The sequence below is a fragment of the Billgrantia ethanolica genome, assembly GCF_021404305.1.
Taxonomy (GTDB): Bacteria; Pseudomonadota; Gammaproteobacteria; order Pseudomonadales; family Halomonadaceae; genus Halomonas; species Halomonas ethanolica.
The window spans coordinates 750,155-764,607 of sequence record NZ_JABFTX010000001.1 but is presented as its reverse complement, the minus strand read 5'-3'; the positions used below and the strand labels follow the sequence as shown (position 1 = coordinate 764,607).

Here is a 14,453-nt window from a genome sequence, read left to right as displayed (position 1 = left end):
ACCGCCATGCAACAGTTGGATCATCAGTTCATCGGCAACCGCTGGACGCCCTCCCGAGGCGAGCGCTGTCTGCCGGTGATGAACCCCTATCGCGAGGAAGCCATCGCCGAGGTCTGCGCCGGCCATCCGGACGACGTCGACGATGCCGTGGCCGCGGCGCAGCGCGCCCTGCCGGACTGGCGCGCCCTCGGCGGTGCCAAGCGAGCCCGCTACCTGGAGCGCTTCGCCGATGCCCTGGCCCGCCGTCGCGACGAGCTGATTCGGCTCTCCTCGACCAACAACGGCAAGGTGCTGGCCGAGGCCGGCATCGACCTCGACGACGCCATCGCCTGCTATCGCTACTACGCCGGTCAGGCACGCGACCTCGACCGACGCCAGGGGCAGTTGGTCGAGGTCGGGATGGAAGGTGTCGAGGCACGCTGTTACCACGACCCGGTTGGCGTGGTGGGGCTGATCACCCCCTGGAACTTCCCCCTGGTGACCAGCGCCTGGAAGCTCGCTCCCGCGCTTGCCGCCGGCTGTACCGTGGTGCTCAAGCCATCCGAGGTGACGCCGCTGCCTGAGCGTGCGCTGGCGGAGATCGCCCTGGAAATCGGGCTGCCGCCCGGCGTGCTCAATCTGCTGTTCGGCGATGGCGCCGGGATCGGCGCACCGCTGGCCGCTCACCCCGGCGTCGACAAGGTCTCCTTCACCGGCAGCAACCGGGTCGGTGAAGCGGTGATGCGCGCCGCCGCCGAGCGCACCGCCGACGTCTCGCTGGAGCTGGGCGGCAAGTCGCCGATTCTGGTGATGGCGGACGCCGATCCCGAGCAGGCCGCCGACTGGGTCATGGCCGGCATCTATTTCAATGCCGGCCAGATCTGCTCGGCCACCTCGCGCCTGCTGGTGCACGAGGCCATCGCCGAGCCGCTCTATGCCGCGCTAGCCGCGCGCATCGATGCCCTGGTACTGGGCGATCCGCTGGCCGAGGGCAGCGACATGGGGCCGCTGACCAGCGGCCGCCAGCGCGAGAGCGTCCTGGCCTACCTGGCCATCGCCGAGCAGGAGGGGCTCCTGGCAGTACGCGACACCAGCCACCGGCAGCTGCCCGCCCAGGGTTACTTCGTCGCCCCGACGCTGTTTCGCGACGTGCCGACCACGAGCCGACTGTGGCGCGAGGAGATCTTCGGTCCGGTGCTGTGCGCCCGCAGCGTGACCAGCGAAGCGGAGGCAATCGAGCTGGCCAACGCCAGCGAGTTCGGCCTGGCGGCGACCGTGGTATGCGCCGACCGGCAGCGCGCCGTACACATCGGCAGGCAACTGCAGGCCGGCAGCGTGTGGATCAACGGCGAACAGCTGGTGCTGCCCGAAACCGGCTGGGGCGGCTTCAAGCGCAGCGGCATCGGTCGCGAGCTCGGTCCCTGGGGGCTTTCCGCCTATCTGGCGGTGAAGCATCTCGTTGGTCCGGTGTGAAGCGCGGGGGCGATCTTTCCACGCTGTCATGACGTAAAATCGGGGCCGATGCCAGGTATCAAGGAGGACACCATGATCCGCATTCGCCCCTATCAGTCCGGCGACTGGGCCGCCATGTGGGACTTCATCGCCCCGGTGCTGCACGCCGGCGACACCTATGCCGTGCCGAGTCGGATCAGCGAGCCCGACGCCTATCGCATGTGGGTGGAGCTGCCGCGTGCGGTTCGGGTGGCCGAGGACAGTGCCGGCAACCTGCTCGGCACCTACTATCTCAAACCCAACCAACCCGGCCCCGGCGACCACGTGTGCAACTGCGGCTATCTGGTCGCCGAGCACGCCCGCGGCCAGGGTATCGCCAACAAGCTGTGCGAGGATTCCCTGCAGGTGGCGCGCGAGCTGGGCTTCACCGCCATGCAGTTCAACCTGGTGGTCTCGACCAACGAGATCGCCATCCGCCAATGGCAGAAGCACGGCTTCGAGATCGTCGGTACCCTGCCCTGCGCCTTTCGCCACCCCACCCAGGGGCTGGTCGACGCCCACATCATGTACCGCCTGCTGTGATCTGTCTCGAAATGCAGGCGCGGACCGGTCCGTGCCCTCGCCGCCAGCCTGTTACGCAATGTCAGCGCAGCGATTGACCCTGTCGAGCTGGCTGGGGCATGCTCCTGAACGGATCGATCCGACAAAGGAAAATTAAAAAATGAAGATCTTTGCACGCAGCACGCTGGCACTCGGCATCTCTCTTGCCTTGGTTTCCGCCGCTCAGGCCTCCGATTTCGCCGACATGGATCCCGTCACTCTGCGTCTGGCCCACGTGGTCAACGAGCAGGACGGCTTCCACATTGCCGCGGTGAAGTTCCAGGAACTGGTCGCCGAGCGCACAGAAGGCGCCGTTTCCGTTGACATCTACCCCAACGCCTCGCTGGGCGACGAGCGCACCCTGCTCGAGGGCATGCAGATCGGCACCGTCGACATGGGCGTGATCACCAACGGCCCGGTAGCCAACTTCGTCGAGGAGATGGCGGTCTTCGAACTGCCCTTCCTGTTCCCCTCGCCGGAAGCCGCCTACGAAGTGCTCGACGGCCCCATCGGCCAGGAGCTGCTCGACAAGTTAGCCGAGGTCAACCTCAAGGGGCTGGCCTACGCCGAGCGCGGCTTCCGCAACCTGACCAACAGCGAACGCCCGGTCAGATCGCCCGAAGACCTCAACGGCCTGCGCATCCGCGTGATGGAGAACCCCGTCTACACCGACACCTTCCGTGAGCTCGGCGCCAATGCCATCCCCATGGCCTGGACCGAAGCCCTCACGGCCATGCAGCAGGGCACCATCGACGGCCAGGAGAACCCGGTCAACGTCATCCACTCGTTCAAGCTGCACGAGACCCAGGACCACATGACGCTGTCGCGCCACACCTATGCGCCGGCACTCTTCGTCATGGGCATGCCGGCCTGGAATCAGCTGCCCGAAGCGGCCCAGGACGTACTGGTGCAGGCCGCCCAGGAAGCGGCGGAGCATGAGCGCCGCGTGAATGCCGAAATGGAAGCCGGTCAGCTCGAAGAGCTGCGTGCCGCCGGCATGCAGATCGTCGACGATGCCGATCTCGAGGCATTCCAGGCCGCCGTGAGGCCGGTCTACGAGAAGTACGGCGACCAGTTCGGCGACTACCTGCCGCGCATCCTGGAGGCGCTGGAGTAAGTGAGCTCTCCGCTGCACGCCCTCACGGGCCTGCTGCAGCGTAGCGAACGCGCCATCGACGCCGTCATCCAGCCCATCGTGTTTCTGGGCATGGCGGCGTTGATCGGCGTGATCACGCTGCAGATCATCTCGCGAACGCTCTTCACCGCCGTGGGCTGGACCGAAGAGGTCGCCCGCTTCCTGCTTGTATGGATCACCTTTCTGGCCTCCACGCTGGCCTTCCAGCGCGGTCGCCACATTGCCGTGACCTTCATCGTCGACGCCCTCCCCGCCCGCCTGGCGCAGCTGGCGCGTATCGCCGCGGTGCTGGTGGCGCTGGGCTTCATGCTGGCCCTGGTGGTGATCGGCTACCGCTATATGCAGGTGCAGAGCTTCCAGCGCTCCGCCTCGCTGCGGCTGTCGATGACCTATGTCTACGCCGTGATTCCCATTTCAGCCGCCATCATGGCCTGGTACGCCCTGATCGACGCGATCGAGCTCATCGTCAAGGGGCCTCAGGCGGCCGACACCGGCAGCAGCACGGCCGAGGAGCCACCGCCATGACGGCGCTACTGTTCGTCCTGTTCTTCGCTTTCATGCTGCTCGGCGTGCCGATTGCCCTGGCCATCGGTGCCAGCACCCTGCTGGCGCTCAACGCCCAGGGCGTACCGCTGATGGTGGTAACCCAGCAGATGTTCCAGGGCATCAACTCCTTCGCCCTGGTGGCGGTGCCCATGTTCATCCTCGCCGGCGACCTGATGGCCCAGGGCAAGGTCAGCGAGAAGCTGGTGGACTTCGCCGATTCGCTGTTCGGTTTTCTCAAGGGCGGGCTTTCGCTGGTGTCGGTGGGAGCCGGCATGTTCTTCGCCGCCATTTCCGGCTCCGGCGCCGCCACCACCGCCGCGGTAGGCTCGAGCCTGGTGCCGGAACTCAAGCGCAAGGGCTACGATCCCGCCTCGGCGGCCAGCCTGATCGCCGCCAGCGGCACCATCGGCGTGGTGATCCCGCCTTCGGTGCCGATGATCATCTACGCCGTGGTGGCCCAGCAGTCGGTGTCGAAGCTGTTCCTCAACGGCATCGTACCGGGCATTCTGATGGGCATCGGCCTGGCAGCCATCGCCATCACCCAGGCCTACCGGCGCAACTACCCGCGCGGCACCGCGCTGTCGTTGGCGACGATCTGGCGCACCTTCAAGAGCGCCAGTTGGGGCCTGATGACCCCGGTGATCATCCTGGGTGGCATCTTCTCAGGCATCTTCACGCCGAGCGAAGCGGCGGTGGTGGCGGTCAACTACGCCCTGCTGGTCTCGCTGTTCGTCTATCGCGATCTCTCGCTCGGCGACGTCTACCGCATCCTGATCCGTTCGGCGATCACCACCTCGGTAATCATGCTGGTCATCGCTACCTCGGCGGTACTGAGCTGGACCCTCTCCAGCTGGCAGGTGCCGGGCACCATCGCCCAGGCCGTGCTGTCGCTCTCGACCAACCCCTACGTGATCATGCTGCTCATCGTCGCGGTTATCCTGCTCACCGGGGTGTTCATCGAAACCGCCAGCGCCCTGATCATTCTCACTCCGGTGCTGCTCCCGCTGGTGCTGCAGCTCGGCATCGACCCGATCCACTTCGGCATCATCATCGTGATGGGGCTGGCCATCGGCATGATCACGCCACCGGTAGCGATCAATCTCTACGTCGCGTCGTCCGTGACCCAACTGCCGCTGGAGCGCATCACGCGGGCCATCCTGCCCTATCTGCTGGGGCTCATCGGCGTGCTGTTGCTGGTGGTCTACGTGCCGATCATGCTGGGCTGGTCGGGATGAAGCCGTTGCCTCTTGACGACCGTGCGGCCTGGCCTCAGGCTGGCCGCATGCCTACCTACCACCCATCGAAGGGACGCCAAGTGTCATCCATTCTGCGTATCGCCACGCTTTCTGCCCTCGTTGTGCTTGCAGGTTGCACCACCTACACCTACGACGACGGCAGCCGCCAGACCCTCTGGGGCATTCCCGCAGAAGAGGAAACCCGGCGCTATGAAGACGATCGCCAGGCCGAAGGCGTGCGCTATCGGGTTCCGGGCCAGATCGAAGAGAACAGAAGAGAGGATTGAGAGATGCGGCTCAAGGATGCAGGCGCAGCACCACGCTGAGATTGTTGGCCGGCATTTCGACGGTCTGCTCCAGCATGAAGCCGTGTTGCTGCGCCTCGCCGACCACCTGTTCCAGGTCACGCACGCCCCAACGCGGATCGCGCGCCTTGAGGTCGGCATCGAAGGCCTCGTTGCTGGGCGCAGTATGGCGCCCGTCGCGCCGATAGGGTCCGTAGAGGTATAGCACGCCCCCCTGGCGCAGCCGTTCAGCGGAGCGCGCCATCAACGCCTCGCACACCTCCCAGGGCGAGATGTGAATGAGGTTGATCGCCACCACCGCATCGAAAGGGCCCGCGGGCCAGATCCCGGTAACGTCCAGCGCCAGCGGCTCGAGTAGATTGTCGAGCCCGGCGCTTTCGCGCCAGGCACTGATGGAGCTCCGCGCCTCGGCGTTGGGGTCGCTGGGCTGCCAGGTCCAGTCCGGCCTGGCCTCGGCGAAGTACACGCCATGTTCGCCACTGCCGCTGGCGACTTCGAGGATAGTCGCCCGCTCGGGCAGGATCCTGCTCAGCACGTCGAGAATCGGCTGGCGATTGCGAGCCGCGGCGGGGCTCTTCATGCGGCGGCTCATGTATCGACCTCATGACCAACAGCGAGAATTGGCTGATTCCCGACTTCGGGCGAAGCCGGGGCAGCGATGAATGACCTCAAGGGTGACGGCGTTGCTCACGCCGGGCGGACGAGCCGCCACGGCGTCGAAAGCCAGTGAGCATTTCCTTGCCCTTGCGCTTCAGCCTCGCGCGTTTCTCCGGTTTGCGCAACCACCAGGCAACCGCGAGTCCCAACAGTTTTCTCATCCTGACCTCCTGTCTCGGATAACTGCCCCCTCCTTGTATGGACGGTTACGAGGTGCCGGTCAAGCGTAAGCGGCGAGGTGGACGGCCCTCGTTAGCCATTCGGCGTTTCCTCTGCCATGGTGGGTAGTGAATGGAGCGACGACACCCAGGACTACGACGCCTCCGACCCCCAGGGCGGCAAGGAGCTGCCCTGAACGCTCAGTGCCGCCAGGGTTGCCACTGGCCCCGGGTCAGCGAGCGCCACAGCCACTCGAGCGGCCCATAGCGGAAATGGCGTAGCCACAGCGGCGCCAACCATAGCTGCAGCAGCCAGATGCCCAGCACCACCAGCATCTGGCCGCTGCGCTCGATGTGACCGAACATGCCCAGACCGTGACCGTAGAAGATCAGGCTGCAGATCACGCTCTGCAGGATGTACTGGCTGAGGGCGGTCCGCCCCACTGCTGCCAGGCGTAGCCGCAGGCGCCCCATGACATTGGCCCGCAGCAGCAACATCACCACGCTCACCCAGCCGAAGGCGACCAGTACGCTGCCCCAGTAGTTGAACTGGGTGCCCACGAACATCGAACGCGGGCCCCAGTCGTTGGCAAAGTTCCAATGCACACCGGAGAGGATCATGGGCACGCCCAGCAGCAGGGCGACAGCCAGCAGCGAGAGGTAGGTCCGCCGGCTGGCCTGGCCGGTCAGGATGCCCCAGCGGAACAGCGCCATGCCGATCAGCATCAAGCCCGCGCTTCGCCACAGGCCCCAGATCAGCAGGGTGAAGGTCTGCATCTCGAACGCCATTTCGGCTCGCTGGGGAAGCTGCTGCCACCAGCCGCTGCGGTAACGCTCGGCTTCGCTCGCCAGCTGCGCCGCGGATGGCTGCCATTCGGTCATGAACGTCTGGCGGTCCGCTTCCGACCATGCCGGCACCGTTGCATCGAAGACCAGGAACAGCAGCGAGGTCACCGCCAGCAGCACGAAGCCCAGCGCCAGTTGCCGCGACGGGACAAGGCGGCGCAGAGGAAAGAGCGCCAGTGCACAGACGGCGTAGGTGAACAGGATGTCGCCATACCAGATGAGATAGGCATGGGCGATTCCGAACAGCATCAGCCAGGCGTGGCGCTGACAGTGAAGCGCCCAGGACCGCTTGCCAGCCGCCTCGACCCGCTCGGCGTACAACACGATCCCTGCGCCGAACAGCATCGCGAACAGCGCCATCATCTTCTGGTCGAACAGCACGTGCGACGCGAGCCAGACCGCCAGATCGATGCCATCGAGCCGCCCCCAGGCGGTCGGGTTCAGATAGGCAGCCTGAGGCATGGCGAATGCTTGAACGTTCATCACCAGAATGCCGAGCAGCGCTACGCCGCGCAGCACGTCGAGTGCCTCGATGCGTGCCGTCGTGCCTTGATCGGCACGACGGCACGCTTGCCGAGGAGAGCTCAACCGTCTCTCCCTCTGCTAGCCGCTCGGTGTCGATTCGGCAGGCATTGCCTTGGCAATGGCCTCTTCCGAACGACGATGGGCAGGACGATCCTTGAGGCCGTTCCAGTAGTCTTCGAACTCGGGACGCCTGTCCAGCGTGCCGAACTGCATGCCCCAGCCGATGTGAGAACCGACATAGATGTCGGCGGCGGTGAAGCTGTCGCCGGCAATGTAACGCCGCCCCGCCACCGCCTTGGCCAGGGTATCAACCGCCGTTTCGCCGCTGCCGCAGCCGAACTGCATCTGCTGCTCCGAACTCAAGGTGAAATTGGCCGCCTTGAGGGATATCGCCATCTCCAGCGGCCCGGCCGTGAAGAACAGCCAGCGGTAATAATCGCCACGCCCTTCGGGGGTCGGCAGCAGCCCGGCCTCAGGGAACGTCTCGGCCAGATAGGCACAAATGGCGGCCGCCTCGGTGACGACGGTATTGCCATGGCGTATGGCCGGCACCTTGCCCATGGGATTGATGGCAAGATATTCGGGTGATTTCATCGGCGATCCGAACTCGATCACCTCCATGCGATAGGGCTGCCCAATCTCCTCCAGCATCCAGTGCACGATGCCCCCGCGGGACCAGGGGTTGGTATAGAAGACGATTTCTTCCTGCATGCTCCGCTCCTTCTTGTGGTGTGTTTCACAAGCAGGATAGGCCCCATGACTGACAGTTTCTGGCAGCAGAGTGCTCAGCCACTCGCGTTCGAGCACCGCCCGTGGCCGTCGGTAGCGCTCACCCGTGACAGTGGCAGCCTCGATACGGTCGGCACGGAAGTTGCGAAACGCCTGCCTGAGCTCACACCAGGCGACGACGACACGCGCCGATTCGAAGAAGGCGATCACGAAGGGCCAGATGACTCGCTCCGAGCGCCTGCCCTGCTGGTCCGAGTAAAGAATACGCAGCTTGGATTGTCGGCGAATGGCCCGGCGCAGCTCCTCGAGCTCGACGCTCTGGCGTCTCTCCCAGCCCGGCCCCACCAGCAGCGCAGAATCCTGCATTCGGTGCCTGTGCTCGCCGGGCAGTACTGCCGCCACCTTGGCCAGCGCATCACCCGCTGCACTGGAGAGCCCATCGTCAGCCCGCTGCTGAACCCATCGCAGCCCCAGCGTGAGGGCCTCGACCTCTTCCTCGGAAAACATCAGCGGCGGCAGCATCAAGCCTGGCTCGAGTCGATAGCCCATACCTGGCTCGCCCTCGATCTCGGCGCCGATGGCACGCAGCGAAGCGATGTCGCGATACAGGGTACGCAGCGAGACCCCCAGTTCCTGTGCCAGCGCGGTACCACTCACAGGGCAGCGGTGACGCCGCAGTATCTGCATGAGATCGAAGAGCCGCGTCGTCCGGGACATGGTGAGTCTTACTCGCGTCGGTTGGCAATGCAGGGTCGGTTGGCAACGTAGGGTCGGTTGGCAACGTAGGGTCGGTTGGCAACGTAGGGTCGGTTGGCAACGTAGCTCGGGGGCTCAGCGGCCCGGCTTCGTGCGGCGGGGTTTGCCCCCCTTTCCGCTCTGACCGCCGGCCGGCTTGGGTTTCCCGTGCGGCGACTTCTTGTTTCTGGCATTGGCTGCCGGTTTCGCTCCGCCTCCCTTACCGGCGGCTCCAGCTTTTGCCGCTTTTCCGGCAGCGGTCTTACCCTTGGAGCGACCGCTCACAGACGACTTGCCCTTGGCATCCCGCCTTGCCGTGGCCGCCGTTCCCTTCGCGGCCTGCCCCGTCTTGCGCTTGTTGGCTGCCCTGGAAGGCGATGATTTCCTGCTCTTGGGCGAGGCATCGGAACTTGAACTCTCGGTCAAGGCAACGATGGTGTCGACCTCCTTCGCGGTCAGGTCGCGCCAATCTCCCAATGCCAGCCCCTTGAGCGACACGTTCATGATGCGTATGCGTTCGAGTCTGGTGACTTCGTAACCGAATTTTTCGCACATCCGCCGGATCTGTCGATTCAAGCCCTGCACCAGCGTTATGTTGAAAACGAAGGTCGACTCCTTGACGACCTTGCAGCGCTTGGTCACCTCCCCGAGGATGCGGACGCCGGAAGCCATCCCCTCGACGAATTCATCGGTAATCGGCTTGTCGACGGTGACCCTATACTCCTTTTCATGGTTGTTGCTGGCTCGTAGGATCTTGTTGACCAGATCACCATTGTTGGTAAGGAAGATAAGCCCTTGGGAGTCCTTGTCCAGTCGGCCGATGGGGAAGATACGTACCCCATGCTTGACGAAGTCGACGATATTGTCCTTCTCGCTCGGCTCGGTGGTACTGACGATCCCAACAGGCTTGTTCAGGGCGATGAACACCAGATCTTCGGCTTCCTGGGGCTCGATGAGCTGGCCATTGACCTTGACTTCATCGCCGGGAAAGACCTGGTCCCCCGTCTTGGCACGCTTGCCGTTGAGCCACACATTGCCCTGTTCGACATAGCGGTCGGCTTCGCGCCTGGAGCACAAACCGCTTTCACTGATGTATTTGTTGATACGGATAGAAGAACCGAAGGCCATGACGCTCTTTCCAGAGGGATGCGGGAAACGCTAAGGCATTCAAGCATGCTACGCCGTGCCGGTGAAAGCCCTGCCGGAACGCCTCAGGTCAAGCTGCGCCGACTTCGGCGCTTTCGATCACTTCGGGCTCCGCCCTGGCCTGCTCGGCCCATTCCTGCATCGGTGCCGAGCGCAGCAGCGTCTGGCGGTAGGCCTCGGCAGGCGGCGAAAGCTTCACGCCGTAGCTGGCAAAACGAAACGACACCGGTGCGAACATGCAGTCGGCGATGGAGAACTCGCCGAAGAGCCAGGGGCCGCGGTGCCCGTAGCGCTTGCTGCCCTGCGCCCAGATCTGCTCGATCCGCCTGATCTCTGCCTCGAGGGTCTCGCTGATCGGCACCCGTCGCCCACTGGCGCGGCAGTTCATCGGCATGCAGGTTCGCAGCTCGACGAAGCCGGCATGCATCTCGGCGCTGAGTGCGCGTGCTTCGGCTCGCTCATGCCGCGACGCCGGCCAACCGGCCCCCGACAGGTAGCACTCGGACAGATACTCGCAGATCGCCAGCGAGTCCCATACGGTCAACTCGCCATCGTGCAATACCGGTACCTTGCCCGCCTGATTGTGCGCGGCAAGCGCCTCTCGGGTCGTGTCCTGAGCCAGGGGGATGCGGATTTCGTCGAACGCCAAGCCGTGCATACGCAGCAGCAACCAGGGCCTGAGCGACCATGAAGAGTAGTTCTTGTTACCGATGATGAGCTTCACGCGGCCTCCCGATGCGTCATGTCAGGCCCCTACTGTGCAATGGCTACCGCATGGCGTCCAGCCGGACAGCAAGGCACAGGCAAGCGGCGCCCACCGAGCGCGGCTCATCACGCTCGGTGGGCGCCGCCCTTGCATCATCAGCTGGCAAAGATACCCAGACGCGAACTCAGCGTGTAGTCGGCTTCCAGCGCCATCAGGGCGGCCAGGAACAGCAGCACCGCCGGCGGCACCAGCACCGTATAGACGATCGACAGGCGCTCCCAGGCCATGTGCATGAAAAAGGCCACGATCAGCCCAGCCTTGAGCAGCATGAACAGGGTGATCAGCCCCCATTTAAGCAGGCCTTCGAGCCCCGAGAGATCCACCAGATACGACAACACGCTGAGCACGAACAGCCAGATCCATACGCGCAGATAGACACGCAATGCGGGCTGTTGATGGCTGCCTTGGTCCATGGTGCCACCCCCTACCACAGATAGAAGAACGCGAAGATGAAGACCCAAACCAGGTCGACGAAATGCCAGTAGAGCCCCAGGCTCTCGATCATCCCGTAGTTGCCCTTGCGGCCGGTGAGAAAGCCGGGACGGCTCCCTTCCAGGGAACCGCGCATGACCTTGACCGCCATGATCACGATGAAGATCACGCCGATGGTGACATGGGTGCCGTGAAAGCCGGTGATCAGGAAGAACACCGCACCGAACTGCGCCGCTCCCCAGGGATTCTCCCAGGGACGAACGCCCTCACCGATGAGGATGGTCCACTCGAAGGCCTGCATGCCGACGAAGACCGCGCCGAGCAGCGCCGTGATCAGCAGCAGCGCGGCCGTCTTGCGGCGATCTTTGGCATATCCGTACTTCACTGCCAGCGCCATGGTGCCGCTGCTGGAGATCAGGATGAAGGTCATGATGGCGATAAGCAGCAGCGGGATCGACTGGCCGCCCACGGTGAGGGCGAACACTTCGCTGGCATCCGGCCAGGGCTCCACGGTCGATATGCGCAACACCATGTAGCCGACCAGGAAACAGGCGAAGATGAACACATCGCTGAGGATGAATAGCCACATCATCGTCTTGCCCCAGGGCATGTCGAACACACGGCGCTCCGCCGCCCAGTCGTTGACCAGGCCGGACATGCCCGCCTGAGGCGTCGGACGGCTTATCTCTTCTGGCGACAGCGGACTGCCGGGATGCGGATTGGCCATGATCCAGTCCTCATGTGGTCAGCAGCAGCGCGAAGAGAATTCCCCACACCAGCAGCAGGAAATGCCAGTACAGCGCACACAGTTCGACGCTGGGCAGCATCTCCCGCGGTGTGGCCCCCCGCTGCAGGCGGAACAGGCTGCGCGACCAGGCGAACAGCCCACCCAGCAGGTGCAGCACGTGCAGCGCCGTAAGCAGGAAGAAGAAGGCGTTGGCCGGGTTGGCGGCCAGGTAGATCCCCCTGGCCTGCAGCTGCCACCAGGCCAGCGCCTGGCCCAGAATGAACACGATGGTGAAACCACCGCCCAGCAGCAGGTCCCGCCGCAGTCGCGCTGCATTGTCACGACGTGCAGCCTGCCAGGCGGACTGCAGCGCCACGCTGCCGAGCACCAGACAGACGCTGTTCCACCACAGCAGGCCGGGCACCGTCAGCGGGCGCCAGTCGTGGCCCATCTCCTGCCGCATCAGGTAGGCGCTGATGGTCAAGGCGAACAGCGAGGTGGCCACCGCCAGGAACACCGCCAGGCCGACGCGCGGAGCGGTCAACGCCGGCGGCAGTTGGCTGCGCTGCACACCGGCCCCCTGCGCCTCCCAAGGGCGCACGTTGATCGAATGACTGAACAGCCAGCCGCCGAACAGCGCCATCATCACGGCCAGGAACACCAGCGTCACGGTCATGACGGCAGCCTCCCTTGCGCGGTTTCCTGGCTCATCGGGTCGACCTTCTCGACCTCATCGGGAGGCATGTTCTGGGGAATGAAGTCGTGCTTGGCGCCAGGCACGCCGTAATCGTAGGCCCAGCGATAGACCACCGGCAGCTCGGCGCCGAAATTACCGTGACGTGGCGGGGTGTGCTCCGTCTGCCACTCGAGGGTGGTCGCCTGCCAGGGATTGGGCCCCGCTTCGCGGCCGCGGAAATAGCTGCGTATCAGGTTGTAGAAGAACACCAGCTGAACCAGCGCGACGATGATTGCCGCCACGCTCATGAAGGCATTGAGGGTCTGGATCGAATCGGGAATGTAGGCGGTCTCGCCATAGCCGTAGTAACGGCGCGGCACGCCGGCAAAACCCATGAAATGCATCGGATAGAAGATCGCGTAGGTACCCAGGAAGGTGACCCAGAAGTGGATCTTGCCCAGGGTGTCGTCGAGCATGCGCCCGGTGATCTTGGGGTACCAGTGGTACATCGCGCCGAACACCACCAGCACCGGCGCCACCGCCATCACCATGTGGAAATGGCCGACCACGAAGTAAGTATCCGCCAGCGGCACGTCGACGGTGACGTTGCCCAGGAACAGCCCGCTGAGCCCACCGTTGACGAAGGTGAAGATGAAGCCGATGGCGAACAGCATCGGCACCGTCATGTGAATGTTGCCGCGCCACAGCGTGAGTACCCAGTTGTAGACCTTGATCGCCGTGGGCACCGCGATGATCAGCGTGGTGGTGGCGAACAGGAAGCCGAAGTAGGGATTCATGCCGCTGATGAACATGTGATGTGCCCAGACCACGAAGCTGAGCACGCCGATGATGATGATCGCCCACACCATCATGCGGTAGCCGAAGATGTTCTTGCGCGCGTGGGTGGCGAGGATGTCGGAGACGATGCCGAAGGCCGGCAGCGCGACGATGTAGACCTCAGGATGGCCGAAGAACCAGAACAGGTGCTGATAGAGCAAGGGGCTGCCACCGGCGTGGGTGGACTGCTCGCCGAGGTTGAGCATCTCGGGCATGAAGAAGCTGGTGCCCAGCAGCATGTCGCAGAGCATCATCAGGATCGCCACCAGCAGCGCCGGAAAGGCCAGCAGCGCCATCACCGTGGCCATGAAGATGCCCCAGATGGTCAACGGCAGGCGCATCAGCGTCATGCCGCGGGTGCGCGCCTGCAGCACCGTGACCACGTAGTTGAGCCCGCCCATGGTGAAGCCGGCGATGAACACCCCCAGCGACGCTAGCATCAGCAGAATGCCGCCGTCGACCCCCGGGGTGCCGGGACTGATCGCCTGGGGCGGATACAGCGTCCAGCCCGCGCCCGTGGCTCCGCCGGGCACGAAGAAGCTGGCCAACAGGATCAGCACCGCCGCCAGGTAGAACCAGTAGCTCAGCATGTTGAGGTAGGGAAAAGCCATGTCCCGCGCACCGCACATCAAGGGGATCAGGTAGTTGCCGAAGGCGCCCAGGAAGAGTGCGGTGAGCAGATAGACCACCATGATCATGCCGTGCATGGTGACGTACTGCAGATAACTCGATGGATCGATCAGCGCAAAGGTGTTGGGAAAGCCCAGTTGCAAGCGCATCAGGATCGACAGCACCAGTGCCACCAGCCCGATGGCAATGGCAGTAATGCCGTACTGAATGGCGATCACCTTGGCATCCTGGCTCCACACATACTTGCCGAGGAAGGTCTTGGGGTGAACCAGCTCCGCATTGTCGAACTCGCCCGCCTGGGCATGGGGCACGCCGTGATGTCCAGGTTCCGCCATGA

15 protein-coding genes are annotated in these 14,453 nt (G+C 64.3%); 6 read left to right on the top strand and 9 right to left on the bottom strand.

What is annotated here, in order from left to right; translation table 11 throughout:
* Positions 1 to 6: 6 nt before the first annotated feature.
* The 6 genes from HOP53_RS03510 to HOP53_RS03485 all read left to right on the top strand — a co-directional run bounded on the left by HOP53_RS03510 (position 7) and on the right by HOP53_RS03485 (position 5,234).
* Positions 7 to 1,452 (top strand): aldehyde dehydrogenase family protein, encoded by a 1,446-nt coding sequence (locus tag HOP53_RS03510; RefSeq protein WP_234268712.1) that lies wholly within the window; start codon positions 7 to 9, stop codon positions 1,450 to 1,452.
* A 72-nt stretch (positions 1,453 to 1,524) separates the two neighbouring features.
* Positions 1,525 to 2,013, top strand: a complete 489-nt coding sequence (locus HOP53_RS03505) for a GNAT family N-acetyltransferase (RefSeq protein WP_234268711.1) — start codon at positions 1,525 to 1,527, stop codon at positions 2,011 to 2,013.
* A gap of 139 nt (positions 2,014 to 2,152) precedes the next feature.
* Positions 2,153 to 3,148 carry a TRAP transporter substrate-binding protein gene (locus tag HOP53_RS03500; RefSeq protein ID WP_234268710.1) on the top strand — a complete coding sequence of 332 codons (996 nt, stop codon included), beginning with the start codon at positions 2,153 to 2,155 and terminating at the stop codon, positions 3,146 to 3,148.
* A complete protein-coding gene (locus HOP53_RS03495) occupies positions 3,149 to 3,691 on the top strand; it encodes a TRAP transporter small permease (protein WP_234268709.1) in 543 nt (180 codons plus the stop codon). It abuts the gene before it with no gap.
* Positions 3,688 to 4,947, top strand: coding sequence for a TRAP transporter large permease (locus HOP53_RS03490; protein ID WP_234268708.1), 1,260 nt, complete (start codon positions 3,688 to 3,690; stop codon positions 4,945 to 4,947). The genes HOP53_RS03495 and HOP53_RS03490 overlap by 4 nt, the downstream gene beginning before the upstream one ends.
* A gap of 80 nt (positions 4,948 to 5,027) precedes the next feature.
* Positions 5,028 to 5,234 (top strand): hypothetical protein, encoded by a 207-nt coding sequence (locus HOP53_RS03485; RefSeq protein ID WP_234268707.1) that lies wholly within the window; start codon positions 5,028 to 5,030, stop codon positions 5,232 to 5,234.
* Between the two features lie 10 nt (positions 5,235 to 5,244).
* On the opposite strand, the gene HOP53_RS03480 is transcribed toward HOP53_RS03485, so the two are convergent.
* From HOP53_RS03480 to HOP53_RS03440, 9 genes are all read right to left on the bottom strand, one after another.
* The gene (locus tag HOP53_RS03480; protein WP_234268706.1) at positions 5,245 to 5,844 is read right to left on the bottom strand and encodes a DUF938 domain-containing protein; all 600 of its coding nucleotides are present in this window, start codon (positions 5,842 to 5,844) and stop codon (positions 5,245 to 5,247) included.
* A gap of 424 nt (positions 5,845 to 6,268) precedes the next feature.
* Positions 6,269 to 7,501, bottom strand: a complete 1,233-nt coding sequence (locus HOP53_RS03475; protein ID WP_234268705.1) for a DUF418 domain-containing protein — start codon at positions 7,499 to 7,501, stop codon at positions 6,269 to 6,271.
* A 15-nt stretch (positions 7,502 to 7,516) separates the two neighbouring features.
* A complete protein-coding gene (locus HOP53_RS03470; protein ID WP_234268704.1) occupies positions 7,517 to 8,884 on the bottom strand; it encodes an HTH domain-containing protein in 1,368 nt (455 codons plus the stop codon).
* 114 nt (positions 8,885 to 8,998) lie between these two features.
* The gene (gene rluF / locus HOP53_RS03465; protein ID WP_234268703.1) at positions 8,999 to 10,030 is read right to left on the bottom strand and encodes a 23S rRNA pseudouridine(2604) synthase RluF; all 1,032 of its coding nucleotides are present in this window, start codon (positions 10,028 to 10,030) and stop codon (positions 8,999 to 9,001) included.
* Positions 10,031 to 10,118: 88 nt separating this feature from the next.
* Positions 10,119 to 10,772 (bottom strand): glutathione S-transferase family protein, encoded by a 654-nt coding sequence (locus tag HOP53_RS03460; RefSeq protein WP_234268702.1) that lies wholly within the window; start codon positions 10,770 to 10,772, stop codon positions 10,119 to 10,121.
* A gap of 137 nt (positions 10,773 to 10,909) precedes the next feature.
* Positions 10,910 to 11,227 (bottom strand): cytochrome C oxidase subunit IV family protein, encoded by a 318-nt coding sequence (locus HOP53_RS03455; protein WP_234268701.1) that lies wholly within the window; start codon positions 11,225 to 11,227, stop codon positions 10,910 to 10,912.
* Positions 11,228 to 11,238: 11 nt separating this feature from the next.
* The gene (locus HOP53_RS03450) at positions 11,239 to 11,973 is read right to left on the bottom strand and encodes a cytochrome c oxidase subunit 3 (RefSeq protein WP_234268700.1); all 735 of its coding nucleotides are present in this window, start codon (positions 11,971 to 11,973) and stop codon (positions 11,239 to 11,241) included.
* Between the two features lie 10 nt (positions 11,974 to 11,983).
* Positions 11,984 to 12,649: a cytochrome c oxidase subunit 3 gene (locus tag HOP53_RS03445; RefSeq protein ID WP_234268699.1), complete on the bottom strand. Its 666-nt coding sequence runs from the start codon at positions 12,647 to 12,649 to the stop codon at positions 11,984 to 11,986.
* Positions 12,646 to 14,451 (bottom strand): cytochrome c oxidase subunit I, encoded by a 1,806-nt coding sequence (locus tag HOP53_RS03440; RefSeq protein ID WP_234268698.1) that lies wholly within the window; start codon positions 14,449 to 14,451, stop codon positions 12,646 to 12,648. Before HOP53_RS03440 ends, HOP53_RS03445 begins: the two co-directional genes overlap by 4 nt.
* Positions 14,452 to 14,453: the final 2 nt, after the last annotated feature.